We start from the raw sequence: 16,071 nt of genomic DNA, 5'->3' as shown, positions 1-16,071 counted from the left end.
TTTGTTTTATTTCTAGCAGCAGCGCCCTCTTTCCCTATTGCAAGGAGCAACCCAATGGCTGACCTGAAACCAATACCCGCCAGTCGCTTTTACGTAGAATTTGATGGTTTATCTGACAAACTGCTGAAAAGCGTGACTGAAGTGAGCTTTACCGGACAAACTACAGGTCACGAAAAGCCACTAGCTTCTACCAAAGACGGCAAAACGCTATGGCAAACCACCTCTGGCGGCTTTAAGCAAAATCCAAACTTCACGATCGAAGTCTATTTAGCCGAAGGCGATCTGGATTTCTATAACTGGATGAAAGCTACCATGCCTAAGAGTGAAGGTGGCGACGGTAAATGGAGCGAAAGTCGCAAAGCAGGCGCGATCGTCGGCTATGACAGTTCTGATGCCGAAGTCATGCGTTGGAAAATCTCTAACGCCTGGATTAAATCCTACAAACTTTCAGAGTTCTCCTCAGATAGCAACCAGCTAGCCGTTGAAACATTTGAACTAGTTTGCGAACAGATCGATCGCACAAAATAATGACCCTAAACATCAATAGGAGTTAACTCATGGCAAAAGGCGAACTATTGGCGTGTTCTAAGTTCTATGTGGACATCGAAGGCTTGACGGATTTGATTATCAAAAAAGTGAGCGGTGTGTCCATCGAATTACAAACGGCTGGCGACCAAAACCCCTTTGGAGTCACCAAAGGCGGCAAAGCCCAAATTCAAGCAACCGTAACGGGTGTGAGCAATGGCGCTGTCACCGTTGAATTTGTTTCTACCGTTGAAGACGATCGTCTCGTGAAATGGTACAACGATTCTCACTCTCAACCCATGACCGGGGGCGGCACCAAAAATAAAGGAGCGCTGAAAACAGGCTCCATTATTCTCTATAACCAGGGAGGCGAAGAGGCCGCGCGGTGGAATCTCACAGGCGTAATGCCCAAATCATACAAAAGCTCCAAGATGGAGGCTGGTAGCACAGAACTCGCGACAGAAACGGTTGAACTAGCCTTTCATGCCGTCCGACGGGTGAAATGAAGGTGTAAGAGTCGTTGCAGGTAGTAGCCATTGCGTAAAATTTTCTACCGCCTGCAACGTTTCAACAATCAATCCTTAAGTGGAGAAAACGTGTGCAAGAGGCCGACCACGAACTTTTAACCTCGTCACGATTTTATCTGGAGCTCCGCATTGACGGCAGTGACGATCGCATTGACGGTTACTTCATGGAGTGCCAGGGCTTTGAACGCACTCAAGAAATGATTGAATTTTGTCAGGTCACGCCGCAGAAGTGGGGAAAAGACAGCAACGCCGTTGGCAGAGTGATTCGGAACAAAGTACCGGGTAATACCAAAAGCAGTAATCTAACCTTGCGTCGCGGCATGACCACCTCCAAAATCTTTTGGGAATGGTTTGCCGCTGTCGAACAAGGCAATTGGGCAAAACAGCGGCGCAATGGTGATTTAACGCTTTATAACCAGCACGGTGAGGAAAAAGCTAGATTTCGCTTTTTAGGAGCTTGCCCCGTTAAATACAAAATTGGTGATGTGGGAGCCAGCAAAGCCGAGTTTGAAGTCGAAGAAATTGAATTAGCAATTGATGAATTTAGGCGGATTAAATGATCCAAACTGAGTTTGAATTTACCTTGCCCAAAGGCTACGTGGATGAGGATGGCAATCTTCACCGCATGGGAGTGATGCGTCTATCACGGGCGATCGACGAAATTGTGCCCTTACGTGATCCGCGCGTAAAGTCAAATCCTGCTTATGCCACTGTCATTATTCTGTCGCGTGTGATGACAAAACTAGGGGCTTTAGATGAAGTCACGCCTAATGTGGTCGAAGGGCTATTTGCCTGCGATTTAAACTACCTGCAAAAGCTTTATCGTCAGATTAATGAACTAGAGTCAGAAGCATTAATTGAAGTTGGTAAGCAGTAAGGAGTAATGATGATACCGACTGAATTTGCCTTTAGGCTACCGCGCGGTCTGGTCGATGAATCCGGTGCTGTTCATCAAACTGGCATTATGCGGCTGACTACAGCCAAAGATGAAATCGCTGTGCAAAGAGATCGGCGCGCTCAGGAAAGCGAAGCTTATCAAAGCCTGGTGATGTTTTCACGAGTCATTACTCAACTCGGACATTTAAGCACCATTACACCAGAACAATTAGAAAATTTATTTACTCACGATTTGGGCTACTTGCGCGAGTTTTATAACCAAATTAATCAGCAGGGAATAGCCGAAATAGCCGTTCATTGTCCGGCCTGTCAACATGCCTTTGCAGCGGAGCTAGAGTTTGCGGGGGAGTTGTTGGCTACCCCTTAGACCAGTTGCATGAGGAGGTAGCCTGTATTGCATTTGAATTTCACTGGTCGCTGGAAGAAATTTTGAGCCTAGAACATCGCGATCGCCACCGCTGGCTCACAGAAATTGGCAAACTTCGAGAACGCTTATCCTAGTTAGCATCCTGGAGGACAATAATGGACTTTGATATATTGCCCCCTTCAATACGTTCTGTGCTGACCGAAACTTCACCACAGATTTCCTCGCAGATGTTAAAGCAAATTCTCGCTGATCCAACACTGCTTGAGCAACTGAGCGATCGAGTCTATACCCTGTTGAAACATGAATTGAACCATCAGCGCGAACGGAGTCAAGGCTATGGGAGACGCTTCTAATGCCAGCTAAAAATACTGCTGTCGCATCGACAACTGAACTCAATTTTATTACCGCAAATCGCTTTTATGTCGGCTTAGAAAGCACCATCTCGGCCTCTTTTACGGAGTGCCAGGGACTAGGCGTTAAGGTAAAATATGAAACTTTTTTGGAAGGTGGCGTTAACGATCAGCAACGGACATTACTAGGGCAGCCTGAGTTTTCAGAAGTGACTCTCAAGCGAGGCTTAACCGATGATCTCGTCTTTTGGGATTGGCTCAAGCAGGTGCTAAAAACAGATGGGAGTGCAATCACACGACGAAACGTCAATATTGTAGTGTTTAACCAGGCAGGCGAAACTATGCAGTGCTGGACACTCATTGGAGCCATTCCTGTAAGCTGGAAAGCCCCTGCACTCACCGCAGATGCCAATAGTGTAGCCATTGAAGAACTGACGCTCATTCATGAAGGCATCAAGGTTGCTAAACGGGCGGGTGCTGCCTCTGCAACTTCACTTAAAGGGCGCAAAAACGGCTATTTTGTCAGCAATTAAGTAAAGTGATCCCATTTGGTAGTAGCAACAAACGTTCAAAAGCCTTATGGAACGATAGAGCCTATCACCGCACACTTCTACTACTAGCTTGCAACACGATTTATGGCTGAACCTGATGTCTCCCAGTTTAGCGATCGCTCCAAACCAGAATCTCTGGACGATCTCGCGGTGCCACCCCCGTTGCTAGTTGCGCCGCCACTAGGCATCAATCGTCAATTCTTAGTGCCGCTAGGGGCGCGATCGCTCACGGTTCTAGAACCAGATCTGTTTCAACCGCGATCGTCGCGTGAGGATATCAGCATCTTTGGAGATTCTCCCTTTTTCAATGATCCTTTGCTGACTACAGGATCAAAGCCCATTGTTCAACTATCATCATCCGCAAAAGGTTTAAGCCCCACCGCAGAAGCAGTACTTCAGCGATCGCCAGCGGCTCCTGCTCTGATTACACAGCACACAACTGATGCACATCCACGTCCATCGTCACTGTCAATTGAAGCCGCCAATCAGTCAAATAAACCGTTTGAACCAGTGTTGTCCATCCAGTCCTCAGACAACACTGGTGAAATACAAGCAAGTAAAGCAGAGGGGCTTTCAGATCATCTACAGGAATCCCCTGATCAGGCCATAGTTTCTAAAGAGATCGGACTTCATACATCATCTAAATCACCTGAAATTTCTTCAACAATTGAAACCGTAGAAGATTTATTCCCTCACGATTCTCTTTCATTTAAAGAGTCAGAAAATTTGTCAACGATCGCAGCAATAGCCGTACCCATTCCCTTTCCTGCAAACGACGTTCAGCGTCCTACGGCAACTGAAGCCCAATCTGACCCACTTTCCAACCCTAGGCTTGAGTTAACTACTGACTCCAGACCCGATCCAGCGATTGAATCGGAAGTGGAAACAGCGTACATTTCTCGATCAGAACAAATTCCTGAATCGAAAGTAGAATTAACACATATTTCTCGATCAGAACAAATTCCTGAATCAATTTCTGAATCGGCATCTCAATTAACTCCTAACGTTCAACCTCAAGCAGCACGCATCGTTCAACCTGAATCAGTCGATCGCGCTGGAATTGACTCAACGCTCAAACCTGTCTCTGCATCCAGCACTGATTCAACGGCTGCATTTAGACCAACTAGAACTGTTGAATTAGCCTCTAACGCCAGAGTTGAAGCCGCTTCTGATCCCCAATCTGAATTAGCAGTTGTCTCTACAGACGCGATCTCTAACCCAATTGGAGCGATTGAAAAGCAAGGAACAGTCTTCTCTCAATCGATCGCATCCGAAGTCACATCATCTCAGTATAGTCAGACCTCAGAGCCATTCAGTACTTCCACAACCGCATCATCTGAAGAACCTGAGATCATCACCAGACAAGCAGCGCAAGAGAACCCATCGATCGAGGTAGCTGAGCAACTGCAACGTTCGCTTGAATCAACCGTACAACGGTCGCCCGATGTCGATCTACCACCACTAATTCCCTCAAATGAACTTGCACCAACTCCAGCAGAAAAACCAGACTCAGAGATTGACCATGCAGCCGTTGAGCCTCTTGCGTCGCAGCCTTCAACGAATGAAATAACAGCCACGCAACAAGCTCAACTCAGTTCTACCGCATCGGTTAGGGAGACAACGTTTGATAGCGGGAATGTGACGATCGATGCTCCAGCCCCGTCTTTACTTTCGCCAACACCATCCTATTCTCTTCAAGCAAAGGGACTTGAATCGTCACCGCAATCAACCACTGACTTAGCCGCAACTGAACGCCATTCTGCCTCTAATGCACCGTCCACACTACCGTTGGAGCAACCCAATCAATTCCTTCAAGAGAACTTTGTAGCAGCAGATCCGGAGCCCAAAACGAACTCACAAGCTATTTTCGAGTCCAATCCTCAAACCTTACAAGCCTCTCTTGACCCGCAGCTTACCTCATCAGCAGATGTCACTCCGCTTACCCAAACAACTCCAGCACGAGAGAGCGTCACATCACAAGTTGCTCAAGTGCTGCTACAGGCAGAAACTACAACCTCGATCGCTCGATCGCTCAATCAACCGTCGGCAGAAGCATCCTCGATCGCGCATCAATCCAAGCATGAATCGCTGTTTGAGCCGTTACCTTCCTCCAATCCTCCATCATCCATTCAATCAGATCTACAGTTAAAAGGCACAGAAACAACACCTGAAATTGCCTCTGTTGATCATCGAACAACAATTACCAATGCAAACTTAGAGGTTTTTCCTGAGCTGAATACCGGGCAAAAAGCAGAAGCATTTAACCATGTTTTAGGGAGTAACGCATCGGACGGTCAAGCGCAGAATTTGGTGGAGCGATCGCAGTCATCAGAGCATACCGCTGAAGCATCGCCCTCCAAAATTGAATCTTTAGAAAATGTTCAAATAACTCCTGAAGTACCCATTCAGCGAACATCAAGTACTTCGTTGGAGTCTCGTATAAGCGTTACAGCATCTCCTGCACCAGACATATCAGAATCACGACCATTCGATTCACAGTCATTTAGCTCACATCCAAATTTAGCATCTCACGCACGTTCGACTGAAAGCAGCCAACTTGAAGCGAAAGCATCGCAGCTAAATTTAGAAAATCAAACATTAGCTATCCCTGAGAACAAAGAGGAAGCCTTTAAAGCCAGTACTTCAGTATCGGATAAAACTGCTAAATTAGAAACATCTCTAGAATTACTTTCTGAGCAAAAGCTGAATTTAGATCAAGCAAGTTTAACTAGTGGTATCATTATCGGCTCTGATTTTGATTCAAACTCTATTTCAGATTCTCAATCTAAAGCTGGCGTCATACAAGCAAAAGAATTAGCAAGCAGTGAAAGTGATTCTTTAGAAAGTGTGGTTTCAGAAAAGCCTGACAGCTTTGAAATAAACTCTACTTCTGAACTAAACAAAAAAACCTTTAGTACAGAAATACAACCAGTTGTTAACTCTTCATCTCCTTTAAAGGGGAAGACCACAGGTAAGCTTGAGTCACCATTACAGTTAAACGAACAAAGTATAAACGTAAAAAATTTAGAAGTACAAAATCTAGAGAGCCAAAGCCCAGACATACAACGTCTAGCAATAAAGAGCCTAGAAACACGAAGCCTACAAGCAAAAGGTCTGGAAACACAAAGCTCTGAAAGACAAAGTCAAGAGGCACAAAATCTGGGAACACAAGGTCTAGAAGCACAAAATCTAGAATTACTATCAAAGCCAGAGGTCATCAACCAATCTACATCGTCCCTTACTCAAGCACAGATCGATACGCTAACGACAGAAGTAACAGAGTCCTCAGATACGATCGCTCGTACTTTAGAAGAGACGAATCAGAGCAACAGTTTAGCAGAGAATACGGTTGATTCAGCGAATACAGAAGCACATCTTACTCATTCCACACCTAAGCGAACAGCGGTCAACCTGGAAACGGCTTCTAACCAGAACGCAATTCAAACTTCTATAAGTGATCCAGTAACGGTTAACTTGGGCATGATTTCTAACCAGGAAATAGCTCAGAAGCAGGATGAGCCGAAATCGCCTCTTCCGTCTATCGATTCACAAACTTTAGATACGCTACAGAAAGCACCAGATACTGCGATCGCCCCCACCTCTCAATCATTTGTCGTACAACAGCCTGAACCGCAACAAGCAACTTCTGAACCGGACAACGAGCAATTTGTATCTGTTGCTAACGAAGGAGAGATTTTTTCTAGCTATGCAGCGCCGATTCAGCGATTGGAGGATTCAACTGTTTCCAGCACTGTGATTGCTGACAACACAACGTTTGACACATCAATTTCTGGATTAACTGAGCCTTTGCCGCACGTTCAAGATCTGCCTGAAGCCCAAAGCTTGCCTGCTATTCAAAGCCCGGTTCAAGCTGCCTCTGCTGTTGTACAAGCCCAACCCGCTACTCAGGCACAACTGACCTCTGAAATAGAACTATCACCTTTTGATGCTGGTTCATCAGTTGCCCCGGTTAATGAGATGCTTTCAGATGCGGCGATCGCCCAGACCTTTTCCCCAGCCGCCGACGGGACGAGCGCACGTTCCACCCCAGTCCTGCGATCGCCAGACTCATCACACCCTGAACTTAAGGCTTCATTCTCCCTCGAAACGTCTCCTGCACTGCCATTAGAGTCTGAACAGCAGGAGCATTCAACCAACAGGCATGATCCAGCACAAGCTTTCTTAAGTTCGCCGCTGTCATCAGAGCAAGGGAATGAACCCGATCGCCCCCTTTCATCAAAGTCTACCGCTGCACACTCCAAGCATGGAGAAGTATCCGGAGCAGGCTTGCTATCAATTAAGGATATACCGAGCACAGACCTTTCAACCCTACGCCTTCAACAGGCAGCACAGACTGATGCCATACCGCAGGCTGCGATCGCCCCCCTTCCTACTGCTACTCCGTCTTTTGCAGTAGAAGCGCCTATTCAGCGGCAGGTTACAACTTCCGCAGACACAGCGAGTCAATCATTGGCGGCAAATTCGTTAGAAACGCAGCCTAATAGACCTTCCGCTTCACCTCAGATTACGCCGCCTACAACCGTAGCAATTCAACCATTAGAAGTAGATTCGCTAGAGGCACAGAGCGACGAGTCTTTCACTTCACGTCAAATAACGCCTCTTGCAGACACAGCAATTCAAGCATTTGCAGCAGATCCGTTAGAACAGGAGCACAGCGAGCCTTTGACTTCGCCTTCAGGAACAACAGAGACAGATAGTCAGGACTTACGCAAATTCTCTAAAACTAGCCCCCCCGCCCCCAACTCTGGGGGAGCAAGCACTCAAAGGCCCCCAGAGTTGGGGGATTTAGGGGGCGACTGCGTAAGTCCTAATAGCCTTGCTGCCCAATCGCCACAAATTACTGAACCCAGCCTTACGCCATCAGCCCAGGCAAATCTACCGCAGTCATCAGATCAGAACGCACCGCTTTCCAATGCATTACGTGAGAATCCACTCCTTCAGAGCCGATCGCTTCAAAACTTGGAGGAGGCGATCGCGTCAGAAATGTCTTCCCAGGCTGTAGTTCGCGACATCGAGCCTGTTGAACCCGCCCACGAGACGGTATTCCCTGCGATCGTGCAGCGTATGCCAGGTGCGGGGCAGGCATCAGCACTGTACTCTTCTAACGTAGTTGATGATGAAGCATCCCAGCCAGCAGTACCTAGAGAAACGAAACTAGACAATCCTGCTGGCAACCTAAGTGAAGTTAGTGGAGACACAGCCGAACCAAAAGCACCAGAACCACTACCACTCGTTTTGCAACCGCTCTCGACATTGGAACCACTTACAGCTTCAGCTAGTTTTTTCAGTCGTGCTTCTGCAACCGCACCCAGTGTTCAAACCTCTCGTCAAAGCACACCGTCATTCACTTCAACTCCTGCGCTAGAGCAACCTCAGTCTAAGTCGATCGTTAAGGTCGATCGCCCAACCACGCAATGGTCTAACTTTAGCGATCTGGTACAGAGGCAGATTACGCCTTCGCCACGATCGTCTAACCGCTCCCACGACACCGCTAAGCATGCAAGCGCTCCACACTCAGTGGCAACCGTCCTTGCCAATACGAGTGCAATGATTCAACGCCAACCTGATCAGCCAGAGACGGTACGAATTTCTCGTCATGACCAATCCCCCTCTACGGCAGCAGAACTATCTGATGTAGTGGACGCAAAGGACTTAGAACAATTAGCTCAAGTGATTTATCAGCAATTACGGCAACGGTTACGCATCGAGCAAGAACGTCATGGTGCGGGACGTTTACCCTGGTGAAATCCGTTCTAAATTACACGCGCCCTTTAGTTTTGCAGAGAAGTGGGAAGTCTAAGAGGAACCCGACAGCGGCTATGGCTGGGATGCGCTACAACTTTTGCCTATGAGTATAGGTTATAGCGTACCGGGTGTGGTGAAAGCCGATAACAAAGACTGTCATTTAACGCGGATGATGGCTATAAACCGACGGCAATGAATGAACTTAATGGTTGCTATTAATCGTAATGGCATTTTGCTGGAGAATCCACTATGCAATTCGTCAAAGCTCAACTCGTTTCTACAGATGGTGGCGGGACGATCGAGTTTATGTTTAACCCTAGTCAATTGGCGTTTAAGCAACGGTTTACGCTGAATGCCAACGGTGGATCACGCACAGAAGATGGCATGCCAAAAACCAGCTTTGGGCATCCAGAGCCGTGCAGCCTCAGCATTAGTGACATCATGCTCGACACCTATGAAGAAGGCGGCAGCAAAAGTGTGATGACCTACGTGAAAGAGTTTGAAAAAGCCGTCACCTTTGCCAAAAGTGGCGACGCCAAGGGAAAACGTCCGCCCACCTATGTTTTTACCTGGGGCAAGCAAAAATACATCCGCTGTTTTGTGACAGAGCTTTCTTACACGCTGACGATGTTTCTTGCCGATGGCACGCCTGTCAGAGCCAAGCTGAGCCTGCAATTAGAGGAAGTTGACGAATCGGTTTCTCAGCCTGGGATGGGAGCATCCTCTTCCGTCGATCGCGAGGGTGATTCGCGCAGTAGCCGTAAAAAATAATTTTTAAGGATGAGTGCCCCATCATGTCTGCCAGTTACACTGCCCAACCAACGCTAAAAATTGACGGACAAGCTGCCTCTGCCAGTCTTATGGAAGATATTCTGCAACTTTCAGTAGAGGAAAGCTTGCATCTACCAGGCATGTTCACGCTCGTCATTCGGAATGACTACTACCCCGCACGCAGCGGCGAAAAGCCCTGGCAATATGAGAAAACATTGACGATCGGCAAACCGATTGAAATTGGCTTTACCTCTAGCACAACGGACGATCGCCAGTTCAGTCAGGCAAAAAACAGCACCCTGATCAAAGGCGAAATTACCGCGATCGAGGCTCATTTCAATGCAGAATCGCAAGCGCCGATCGTGGTGCGAGGTTATGACGTGAGCCATCGCCTGCACCGAGGACGCTACAATCGCTCGTTTCAAAATATGAAAGACAGCGATATTGTGCGTCAGATTGTCAAAGAAGCGGGTGTCAGCGTCGGAACGATCGACGATACGGGTGGCCCTTTTGGCTTTGGCGATCCCGTTGGCTATGTGTTTCAAGAAAACCAGACCAACATGGAGTTTTTGCGCGAACGAGCCGCTCGACATGGGTTTGAGCTGTTTGTGCAGGATGGCAAACTCCATTTTCGCAAACCCACTGCTGGAGCATCACTCCAACTCAAGTGGCTGGAAGCCATTAGCAGCTTTCAGGTGCGTGTCAGCAGTGCCGAACAGGTGAGTGCCGTTGAAGTGAGAGGGTGGGATTACCAAAACAAAAAGCCGATCGTCTCGACCAGGAGTAGCCAAACCGAGGAAGTGGTGACCGCGATCGATCAAGGTAAAGGTAGTGCTGCCAGCACAGCATTTCAAGGCAAACCCACGCTGGTTGTCGTCAATCAGCCTATCGCGTCCAGCCAAGAATCGGACACGATGGCTCAAGCGCTCTACAACGAACTGTCAGGCGAGTTCATTCAAGCCGATGCCAAAGCAGAAGGAAACCCTGAGATTCGCCCCGGTAAAGTCATCAAGCTTTCTGACTTAGGCAAATACAGCGGCAAATATTACGTCACCGAAACACGCCACTTCTTTCAACAACGCATCTACACAACCGAGTTCAGCGTTCGAGGACTCCGCGACAACGACTTGTTGACGGCCATCATGCCGCAGACACGCCTGCAACCAGGGCAAACACTCATGATTGGTGTGGTCACCAACAACAAAGACCCCAAAAAGTGGGGACGAGTGCGGGTAAAATTCCCCACACTGACTGACACACACGAAAGCGATTGGGCAAGAGTCATTTCAGTGGGGGCTGGCGCGAACCGAGGGTTTGATTGCCTGCCCGAAGTGAATGATGAAGTACTGGTTGGGTTTGAGCATGGCGACATTCATCGTCCGTTTGTCATTGGTGGCGTGTGGAACGGCACAGATGCACCGCCCGCCAGCGTTGATGATGCTGTTGTCGATGGCAAAGTCCGATTGCGTACCCTGAAAACTCGCACCGGCCACACCTTACAGTTTGTCGAAGAAGACAAGGGTGAGAGTAAAAAGGGCGTTTATTTAACGACCGTGTATGGGCACACGTTACAGCTAAAGGACACTGAAAAGGCGATCGCACTCAAAACGAAAGAAGGACATCAACTGCTGCTCGACGACCAAAATCAAAAGCTAGAGCTAAAAAGCAAAGGGGGGCAGTTCTGCAAAATGGACGACCAGGGGCGCAAAATGCAGGTTAATGGTACAGGCGAGATTGAGGTCACAGCGGCGCAAAAAATTGAGCTTAAGGTCGGCGGCAGCAGTATTGAGATCACGAACACGGGCATTGTCTTAAAAGTAGGCGGCAGCAGCATCAACATCTCGAATGCAGGGATTGAGCAAAAAATGGGTGCCAATAAAATCAATATCTCTGCGGGCGCGATCGATGTCTCTTCGGTCGGTATGACGACAGTCAAGGGTAGCGCCACGACGGTTAAAGGCGATGTTTCCGTGGCGGTATCAGCACTATCGATTTCACTGGGTTAACGCTTCGCTCACATTCACCAGGAGTCAACAAGATGCCAATGCAAGTTTGTATGGGAGCAACACTACAATGCACGCCCTTTGGGATGGCTCCCAGCACCTTAATGGTGGTTCCCAAAGGGCCGCCCGTCACGATCAATGGAATGCTGGCAGCCTCAATTATGGATTTTGCACCGTTGGTCAATATCCTGCCGTTTAGCATGTGCACATCCCTGGCGAACCCAACGGTTGCCGCTGCCACCACTGCCGCGCTTGGCGTTTTAACCCCAATGCCCTGTATTCCGGTGCTGATCGGACCGTGGGCACCCGGAGCTTTGAAAGTCAAGATTGGCATGTTTCCGGCTTTGCCTAGTACCGCCGTCTGTAGCTGCGCATGGGGTGGCATGATTCGAGTGGTGACACCCGGACAGTTCAAAGTTAACGTGACTTAAGTGTTTCAATAACGCAAGATGTTAAGACTGAAAAGATGATGCATCACATCAAGGTTCACCGATCTTCTCCAGGGAACTGAAACCTATAAGCCACCCAGAAAAACTGAACCAGTACAGCGCATTAAAAGTTTCGCAACGTCGGTTGAAAGAGTGCTGAGGACTGAGTAGCGCTCAAGCATGTTGCATCATTTCTATTTCAGAACACTAGCTCAAATCCGGTAATTCATTCATCGTCGATTGAGACTTAAGCAGAGTACTCTCCTCTACTTCTCGCTTACCAACAGTAGGTTTTTTTTGAGTTTGCTTAGCCAGAATGGTAAGAATTGCTCGCACGTCTGTTAAGCTGCGACGAGTCAGCATTTCATCATCATTCATATTCTGACGCAGCTTCTTACGAAATAAAAGTATTTAGCAGATGCATCCTTTATTGCTTAGATTGCTGCTAGGCCCTGTTTTCGTCGCTTATTTTGAGCCTAATTTATTTGGCTCAAAGGCTTGATTTTGAGGCTGAACCTGTCTAGCTAAGATGCTCAAAATTGCTTGAACATCCGTCAGGTTATAACAGGTAACTGGCTGGGTGCGATTCATAGTATTGAAGTACTCCACTGTACAGGGATCTAATGCATTCAAAAAGTCAGCTTTCAGTTCAATCTAAGACTCAGCAGTCAAGCGCTCCAGGTGACTAAAGCTACCGTGAGAACCTTCTCAGACAGGTGGTGAAACGTGCTGGGAGTCGAATGAACCACACAGTAGATATTGAGTCTTAGAGGGGCATGGGGATTTGAGTTCTTTAAGGCACCTTTCAAGAAATCTCCCAGTTGAAAGATCAGCTGACATTATTGAAAATGGCTTCTACAGAGCTTTTACTTCAAACATTTTGTAGAGCCACATCTAGGTGGTGGAGGTTGCTTAGAGAAGGCAGGCATTGAATTAATTGTTAGTACGATGAGAGAGCCGATCGTAATCAGAGCTACTGTTTTCTGGAATAAGTTAGTCATTTGCTTCGCTGTTCTCCACTTAATAAAGATCCTCTAGCTAAAACATCTCAAAACTGAGCTAAAGGATAAAACGATAGCAATGCACCGCAAGAAAGTAGTTGCCCCAGTCGGCAGACTACGCAAATCAAACTTTTGCATAGATGCTTCCTCAAGTTAAGGAGGCTAGCTTATGCTTTAGCAAGTAATTCCTACAGAAGTTGTTTGTTAACGGGCAAGCCTGAGTCACTATGGCAGCCACGTTCCTGATGGGCTTATATATCGACAGTAATCCCTTTACCGAGAGCAATCTAGCGCTTTTCAGAAGCATAACCAAAACAATATTTTCTAGACTATGCAATTCTGAACATCTAACAGCCAAAGCATTGAGTACACAGGCCTTTGGACAGATCGCGCTCAGAAGTACATGTGAAGCGTGTGTAAATAAAAGCACTCAAAAGACGTTTGGTTTACGTACTCAAAGTCTTCCTTGTAGAGCAGTTCCGTTTGCATGGTCGGGCTTAGCGCGGAAACTTAAGTAAACGCTAGATAAGAGATAGAACTACAGCGCCCCTGTAATTATACGGACACGGAGCTTAAAGGCGCATAGATTTACAGAGTGAATACAGTGTCTTCATTGTCTCTTAGTCTTCTAGCTTGGCAATAGGCTGAGAAGCAAAGAAAATTTATTTTTCTGAAATTACATGAGAAGTTCTGCTGAATGGTTCTTATGACAGATGTGGCTCTAAACCAAACGGTAAAGTCGCACAAAACGTTGTACCAATATTCTCTTGGCTTGTAAAGGTAATTTGTCCGTGATGTATTTCAACACATTGCTTGACAATGGCTAGTCCTAATCCGGTACCTTGAATCTTATTAGTATTACGAGCACGATGAAACAACTCAAAGAGTTGAGGCTGATCCTCCAAGGGGATACCAATCCCCTGGTCTTGAATTTCAAAGCTAACTGCCTGCTCTAGATAAGAGCAAGCGAATCTAATAACACTACCTTGAGCCGAGTATTTTACAGCATTCGACAATAGGTTAAGCAAAATGGATCGTATTAACTTTGGATCAACATACACTTGCTGGGAACGACCGGAACATGTAAGAGCGATCGTATGACCAGCGCCAACACCCAATTCAATCTCTTCAAGAATTTCTTGGCATAATGCTTCGAGATCCAGCCATTGAGGATTAAACTCTAATTTTCCAGATTCCGCTTCGCCAATGATCAGCACATCTTCAACTAATTGGTTGATATTCTGAATTGCTGCTCGGATTCGCTGAAAATACTCGCTTTTTTTAGCTTCGCTCGCGACATCTCCGTAACGCTCAAGGATTTCGATCGCTGTTCTGATTGTCGTTAAAGGTGTACGAAATTCATGGGATGCCATTGAAACAAAGCGAGACTTGAGTTCTCCAAGCTCTTTCTCTTCCTGTAGAGCGCGACGGATTTCGTCTTCTGCTTGTTTGCCTTCCCGAATCAATTGTTCACGAGTGCGAATACTGTCGATCATGACCTCGAACACTTGAGCAAGTGTGTTCATCTCATCAGGAAATTGACTTCGATTTGAGAAAGACAAAGCCTGATCATAGTTGCCTTCAGCAATTCGTTCAGCAGATCTAGTAAGTTCGGTTAAATGTTTTGTTAAAATACCAGACAGAATATAAATTAAAACAAAAAGAATGGCATAGGTTATAGCAAATGTAAGCCATACCTTGTCCCGAATCTCCTGCTGAAGGCTACGAACATAATCTGCTTGAATATCAATGCCTAAAACTGCTCTAACTTCGCCATTTGAGTCCTTTAATGGAGCAAATGCAGACAGCCAAGTACCCCATTTATCTGTATAAATATCTTTGTTTTCAACGATCTCACCGCGCTCCAAAACCTGCTGAGTTACCAATCCAGGGACACCTGATTCAAGAAATCGAACTGATTTAGATGGATTGTATTTTGCCCAAAGATCTACCAAATAAATGATTTCTAGCTCATTCTGTCTCACGCTGGATACCCCAACGCGCCGATTATTGCTGGCTTTGCCAGCAACATACGTGTAAAGCCAGGCGCGTGGTTCTATACGGTGAACAGTTTCAAACCATGCCAACTGGTGCTGAAACCGTTCATCATCAGAAAAACCTGAGGCATTGGGTTTGCCTTCGTTATAAAGTGCTAGTAATTCCTTCGTATCTACACCTCGCACGGCACCTATCAGTGTTGATTTCATATCTGCCCGTAAACGCGAGAGGCTTTTCTCTGTAGAAAAATTATAAAACCAGTAGAAAGCGCCAGCAAAAACAATGCTAAAGACCATACTGAAGCCGAGCAAAATTTTTACTCTTAAGCTAACTAATTTGCCTTGATTGTTCGTTGCGCATGAAGGCTGATGGTTTTGATTATGTTGATGCTGCGGTAAATCCACCTTGTGCAACCTCAGTTGATACATCCTGTCGGTACTGAAGCTTCTGAACAAAGTCTGAGCGAGGACAAAATAGTTTTTGTAAGAAGTCTCTTAGTTTTGGGTGTCAAGAGAGAATATATTAGCAATGCATACTTGGCGTATGGTTGGCGAAATGGCGATGCATAGGATTACTTGGTCAGCGTTGGTACTTACGTTATCCAGAGCACTTAAAGGCAATACAGCTACCGTTTTGATCATTCGGTATTTTGCGAGGCTATTACCGACAAAGGAGCGAAGAACACCAACTGGAGTCATGCGGCTATGTCTTCTCCGACAACCGTCAGTTTCACCAGGATAAAGCAAAGACTGCTGGATTGCCCTTCTGAATCATGCATGCTTAGTGGAGTGCTCCGGTAGCTTGGGATTAGGGAAAGGAAAATGATAGAGGCTGAACTGCGTAAGTGTTAACAGAAAAACTCAATTTTGTGCTGCGGGGTTAGGCCC

The 16,071-nt window shown here is 46.7% G+C and carries 14 protein-coding genes; 12 read left to right on the top strand and 2 right to left on the bottom strand.

Annotated features, from left to right (window positions below):
* Positions 1 to 54 precede the first annotated feature (54 nt).
* The 12 genes from AC5JLP_RS13160 to AC5JLP_RS13105 all read left to right on the top strand — a co-directional run bounded on the left by AC5JLP_RS13160 (position 55) and on the right by AC5JLP_RS13105 (position 12,188).
* Positions 55 to 528 carry a phage tail protein gene (locus AC5JLP_RS13160; RefSeq protein ID WP_496068367.1) on the top strand — a complete coding sequence of 158 codons (474 nt, stop codon included), beginning with the start codon at positions 55 to 57 and terminating at the stop codon, positions 526 to 528.
* A 29-nt stretch (positions 529 to 557) separates the two neighbouring features.
* Positions 558 to 1,031, top strand: coding sequence for a phage tail protein (locus AC5JLP_RS13155; protein ID WP_496068366.1), 474 nt, complete (start codon positions 558 to 560; stop codon positions 1,029 to 1,031).
* A 92-nt stretch (positions 1,032 to 1,123) separates the two neighbouring features.
* A complete protein-coding gene (locus tag AC5JLP_RS13150; RefSeq protein WP_496068365.1) occupies positions 1,124 to 1,612 on the top strand; it encodes a phage tail protein in 489 nt (162 codons plus the stop codon).
* Positions 1,609 to 1,929 (top strand): hypothetical protein, encoded by a 321-nt coding sequence (locus tag AC5JLP_RS13145; protein ID WP_496068364.1) that lies wholly within the window; start codon positions 1,609 to 1,611, stop codon positions 1,927 to 1,929. Before AC5JLP_RS13150 ends, AC5JLP_RS13145 begins: the two co-directional genes overlap by 4 nt.
* 6 nt (positions 1,930 to 1,935) lie before the next feature.
* Entirely contained in the window at positions 1,936 to 2,316 is a 381-nt protein-coding gene (locus AC5JLP_RS13140) for a phage tail assembly protein (protein ID WP_496068363.1), read from the top strand.
* A gap of 5 nt (positions 2,317 to 2,321) precedes the next feature.
* Positions 2,322 to 2,450, top strand: a complete 129-nt coding sequence (locus tag AC5JLP_RS13135; protein WP_496068362.1) for a DUF6760 family protein — start codon at positions 2,322 to 2,324, stop codon at positions 2,448 to 2,450.
* 21 nt (positions 2,451 to 2,471) lie between these two features.
* Positions 2,472 to 2,669 carry a hypothetical protein gene (locus AC5JLP_RS13130; RefSeq protein ID WP_496068361.1) on the top strand — a complete coding sequence of 66 codons (198 nt, stop codon included), beginning with the start codon at positions 2,472 to 2,474 and terminating at the stop codon, positions 2,667 to 2,669.
* On the top strand, positions 2,669 to 3,199 hold the full coding sequence (locus tag AC5JLP_RS13125; RefSeq protein ID WP_496068360.1) for a phage tail protein: 531 nt from the start codon (positions 2,669 to 2,671) through the stop codon (positions 3,197 to 3,199). Before AC5JLP_RS13130 ends, AC5JLP_RS13125 begins: the two co-directional genes overlap by 1 nt.
* Positions 3,200 to 3,301: 102 nt before the next feature.
* Positions 3,302 to 8,983 carry a hypothetical protein gene (locus AC5JLP_RS13120; RefSeq protein WP_496068359.1) on the top strand — a complete coding sequence of 1,894 codons (5,682 nt, stop codon included), beginning with the start codon at positions 3,302 to 3,304 and terminating at the stop codon, positions 8,981 to 8,983.
* A gap of 249 nt (positions 8,984 to 9,232) precedes the next feature.
* The gene (locus tag AC5JLP_RS13115) at positions 9,233 to 9,754 is read left to right on the top strand and encodes a CIS tube protein (RefSeq protein WP_496068358.1); all 522 of its coding nucleotides are present in this window, start codon (positions 9,233 to 9,235) and stop codon (positions 9,752 to 9,754) included.
* A gap of 23 nt (positions 9,755 to 9,777) precedes the next feature.
* Complete coding sequence (locus AC5JLP_RS13110) at positions 9,778 to 11,760, top strand: VgrG-related protein (RefSeq protein ID WP_496068357.1); 1,983 nt, start codon at positions 9,778 to 9,780, stop codon at positions 11,758 to 11,760.
* 32 nt (positions 11,761 to 11,792) lie between these two features.
* Positions 11,793 to 12,188 (top strand): DUF4280 domain-containing protein, encoded by a 396-nt coding sequence (locus AC5JLP_RS13105; RefSeq protein WP_496068356.1) that lies wholly within the window; start codon positions 11,793 to 11,795, stop codon positions 12,186 to 12,188.
* A gap of 204 nt (positions 12,189 to 12,392) precedes the next feature.
* Here the strand turns inward: AC5JLP_RS13105 and AC5JLP_RS13100 are convergent, their stop codons facing one another.
* Both AC5JLP_RS13100 and AC5JLP_RS13095 read right to left on the bottom strand, forming a co-directional pair.
* The gene (locus AC5JLP_RS13100) at positions 12,393 to 12,563 is read right to left on the bottom strand and encodes a hypothetical protein (RefSeq protein ID WP_496068355.1); all 171 of its coding nucleotides are present in this window, start codon (positions 12,561 to 12,563) and stop codon (positions 12,393 to 12,395) included.
* Between the two features lie 1,327 nt (positions 12,564 to 13,890).
* Positions 13,891 to 15,588, bottom strand: a complete 1,698-nt coding sequence (locus AC5JLP_RS13095; protein WP_496068354.1) for a HAMP domain-containing sensor histidine kinase — start codon at positions 15,586 to 15,588, stop codon at positions 13,891 to 13,893.
* Between the last annotated feature and the right edge of the window lie 483 nt (positions 15,589 to 16,071).

The sequence above is a fragment of the Stenomitos rutilans genome, from assembly GCF_059505485.1.
This window is presented reverse-complemented; position numbering and strand designations above follow the sequence as displayed.

Coding starts and splice junctions, on each gene's coding strand:
- AC5JLP_RS13160 (WP_496068367.1), top strand. CDS start 55: ATGGCTGACCTGAAACCAATACCCGCCAGTCGCTTTTACGTAGAATTT.
- AC5JLP_RS13155 (WP_496068366.1), top strand. CDS start 558: ATGGCAAAAGGCGAACTATTGGCGTGTTCTAAGTTCTATGTGGACATC.
- AC5JLP_RS13145 (WP_496068364.1), top strand. CDS start 1,609: ATGATCCAAACTGAGTTTGAATTTACCTTGCCCAAAGGCTACGTGGAT.
- AC5JLP_RS13140 (WP_496068363.1), top strand. CDS start 1,936: ATGATGATACCGACTGAATTTGCCTTTAGGCTACCGCGCGGTCTGGTC.
- AC5JLP_RS13130 (WP_496068361.1), top strand. CDS start 2,472: ATGGACTTTGATATATTGCCCCCTTCAATACGTTCTGTGCTGACCGAA.
- AC5JLP_RS13125 (WP_496068360.1), top strand. CDS start 2,669: ATGCCAGCTAAAAATACTGCTGTCGCATCGACAACTGAACTCAATTTT.
- AC5JLP_RS13120 (WP_496068359.1), top strand. CDS start 3,302: ATGGCTGAACCTGATGTCTCCCAGTTTAGCGATCGCTCCAAACCAGAA.
- AC5JLP_RS13115 (WP_496068358.1), top strand. CDS start 9,233: ATGCAATTCGTCAAAGCTCAACTCGTTTCTACAGATGGTGGCGGGACG.
- AC5JLP_RS13110 (WP_496068357.1), top strand. CDS start 9,778: ATGTCTGCCAGTTACACTGCCCAACCAACGCTAAAAATTGACGGACAA.
- AC5JLP_RS13105 (WP_496068356.1), top strand. CDS start 11,793: ATGCCAATGCAAGTTTGTATGGGAGCAACACTACAATGCACGCCCTTT.
- AC5JLP_RS13100 (WP_496068355.1), bottom strand. CDS start 12,563: ATGAATGATGATGAAATGCTGACTCGTCGCAGCTTAACAGACGTGCGA.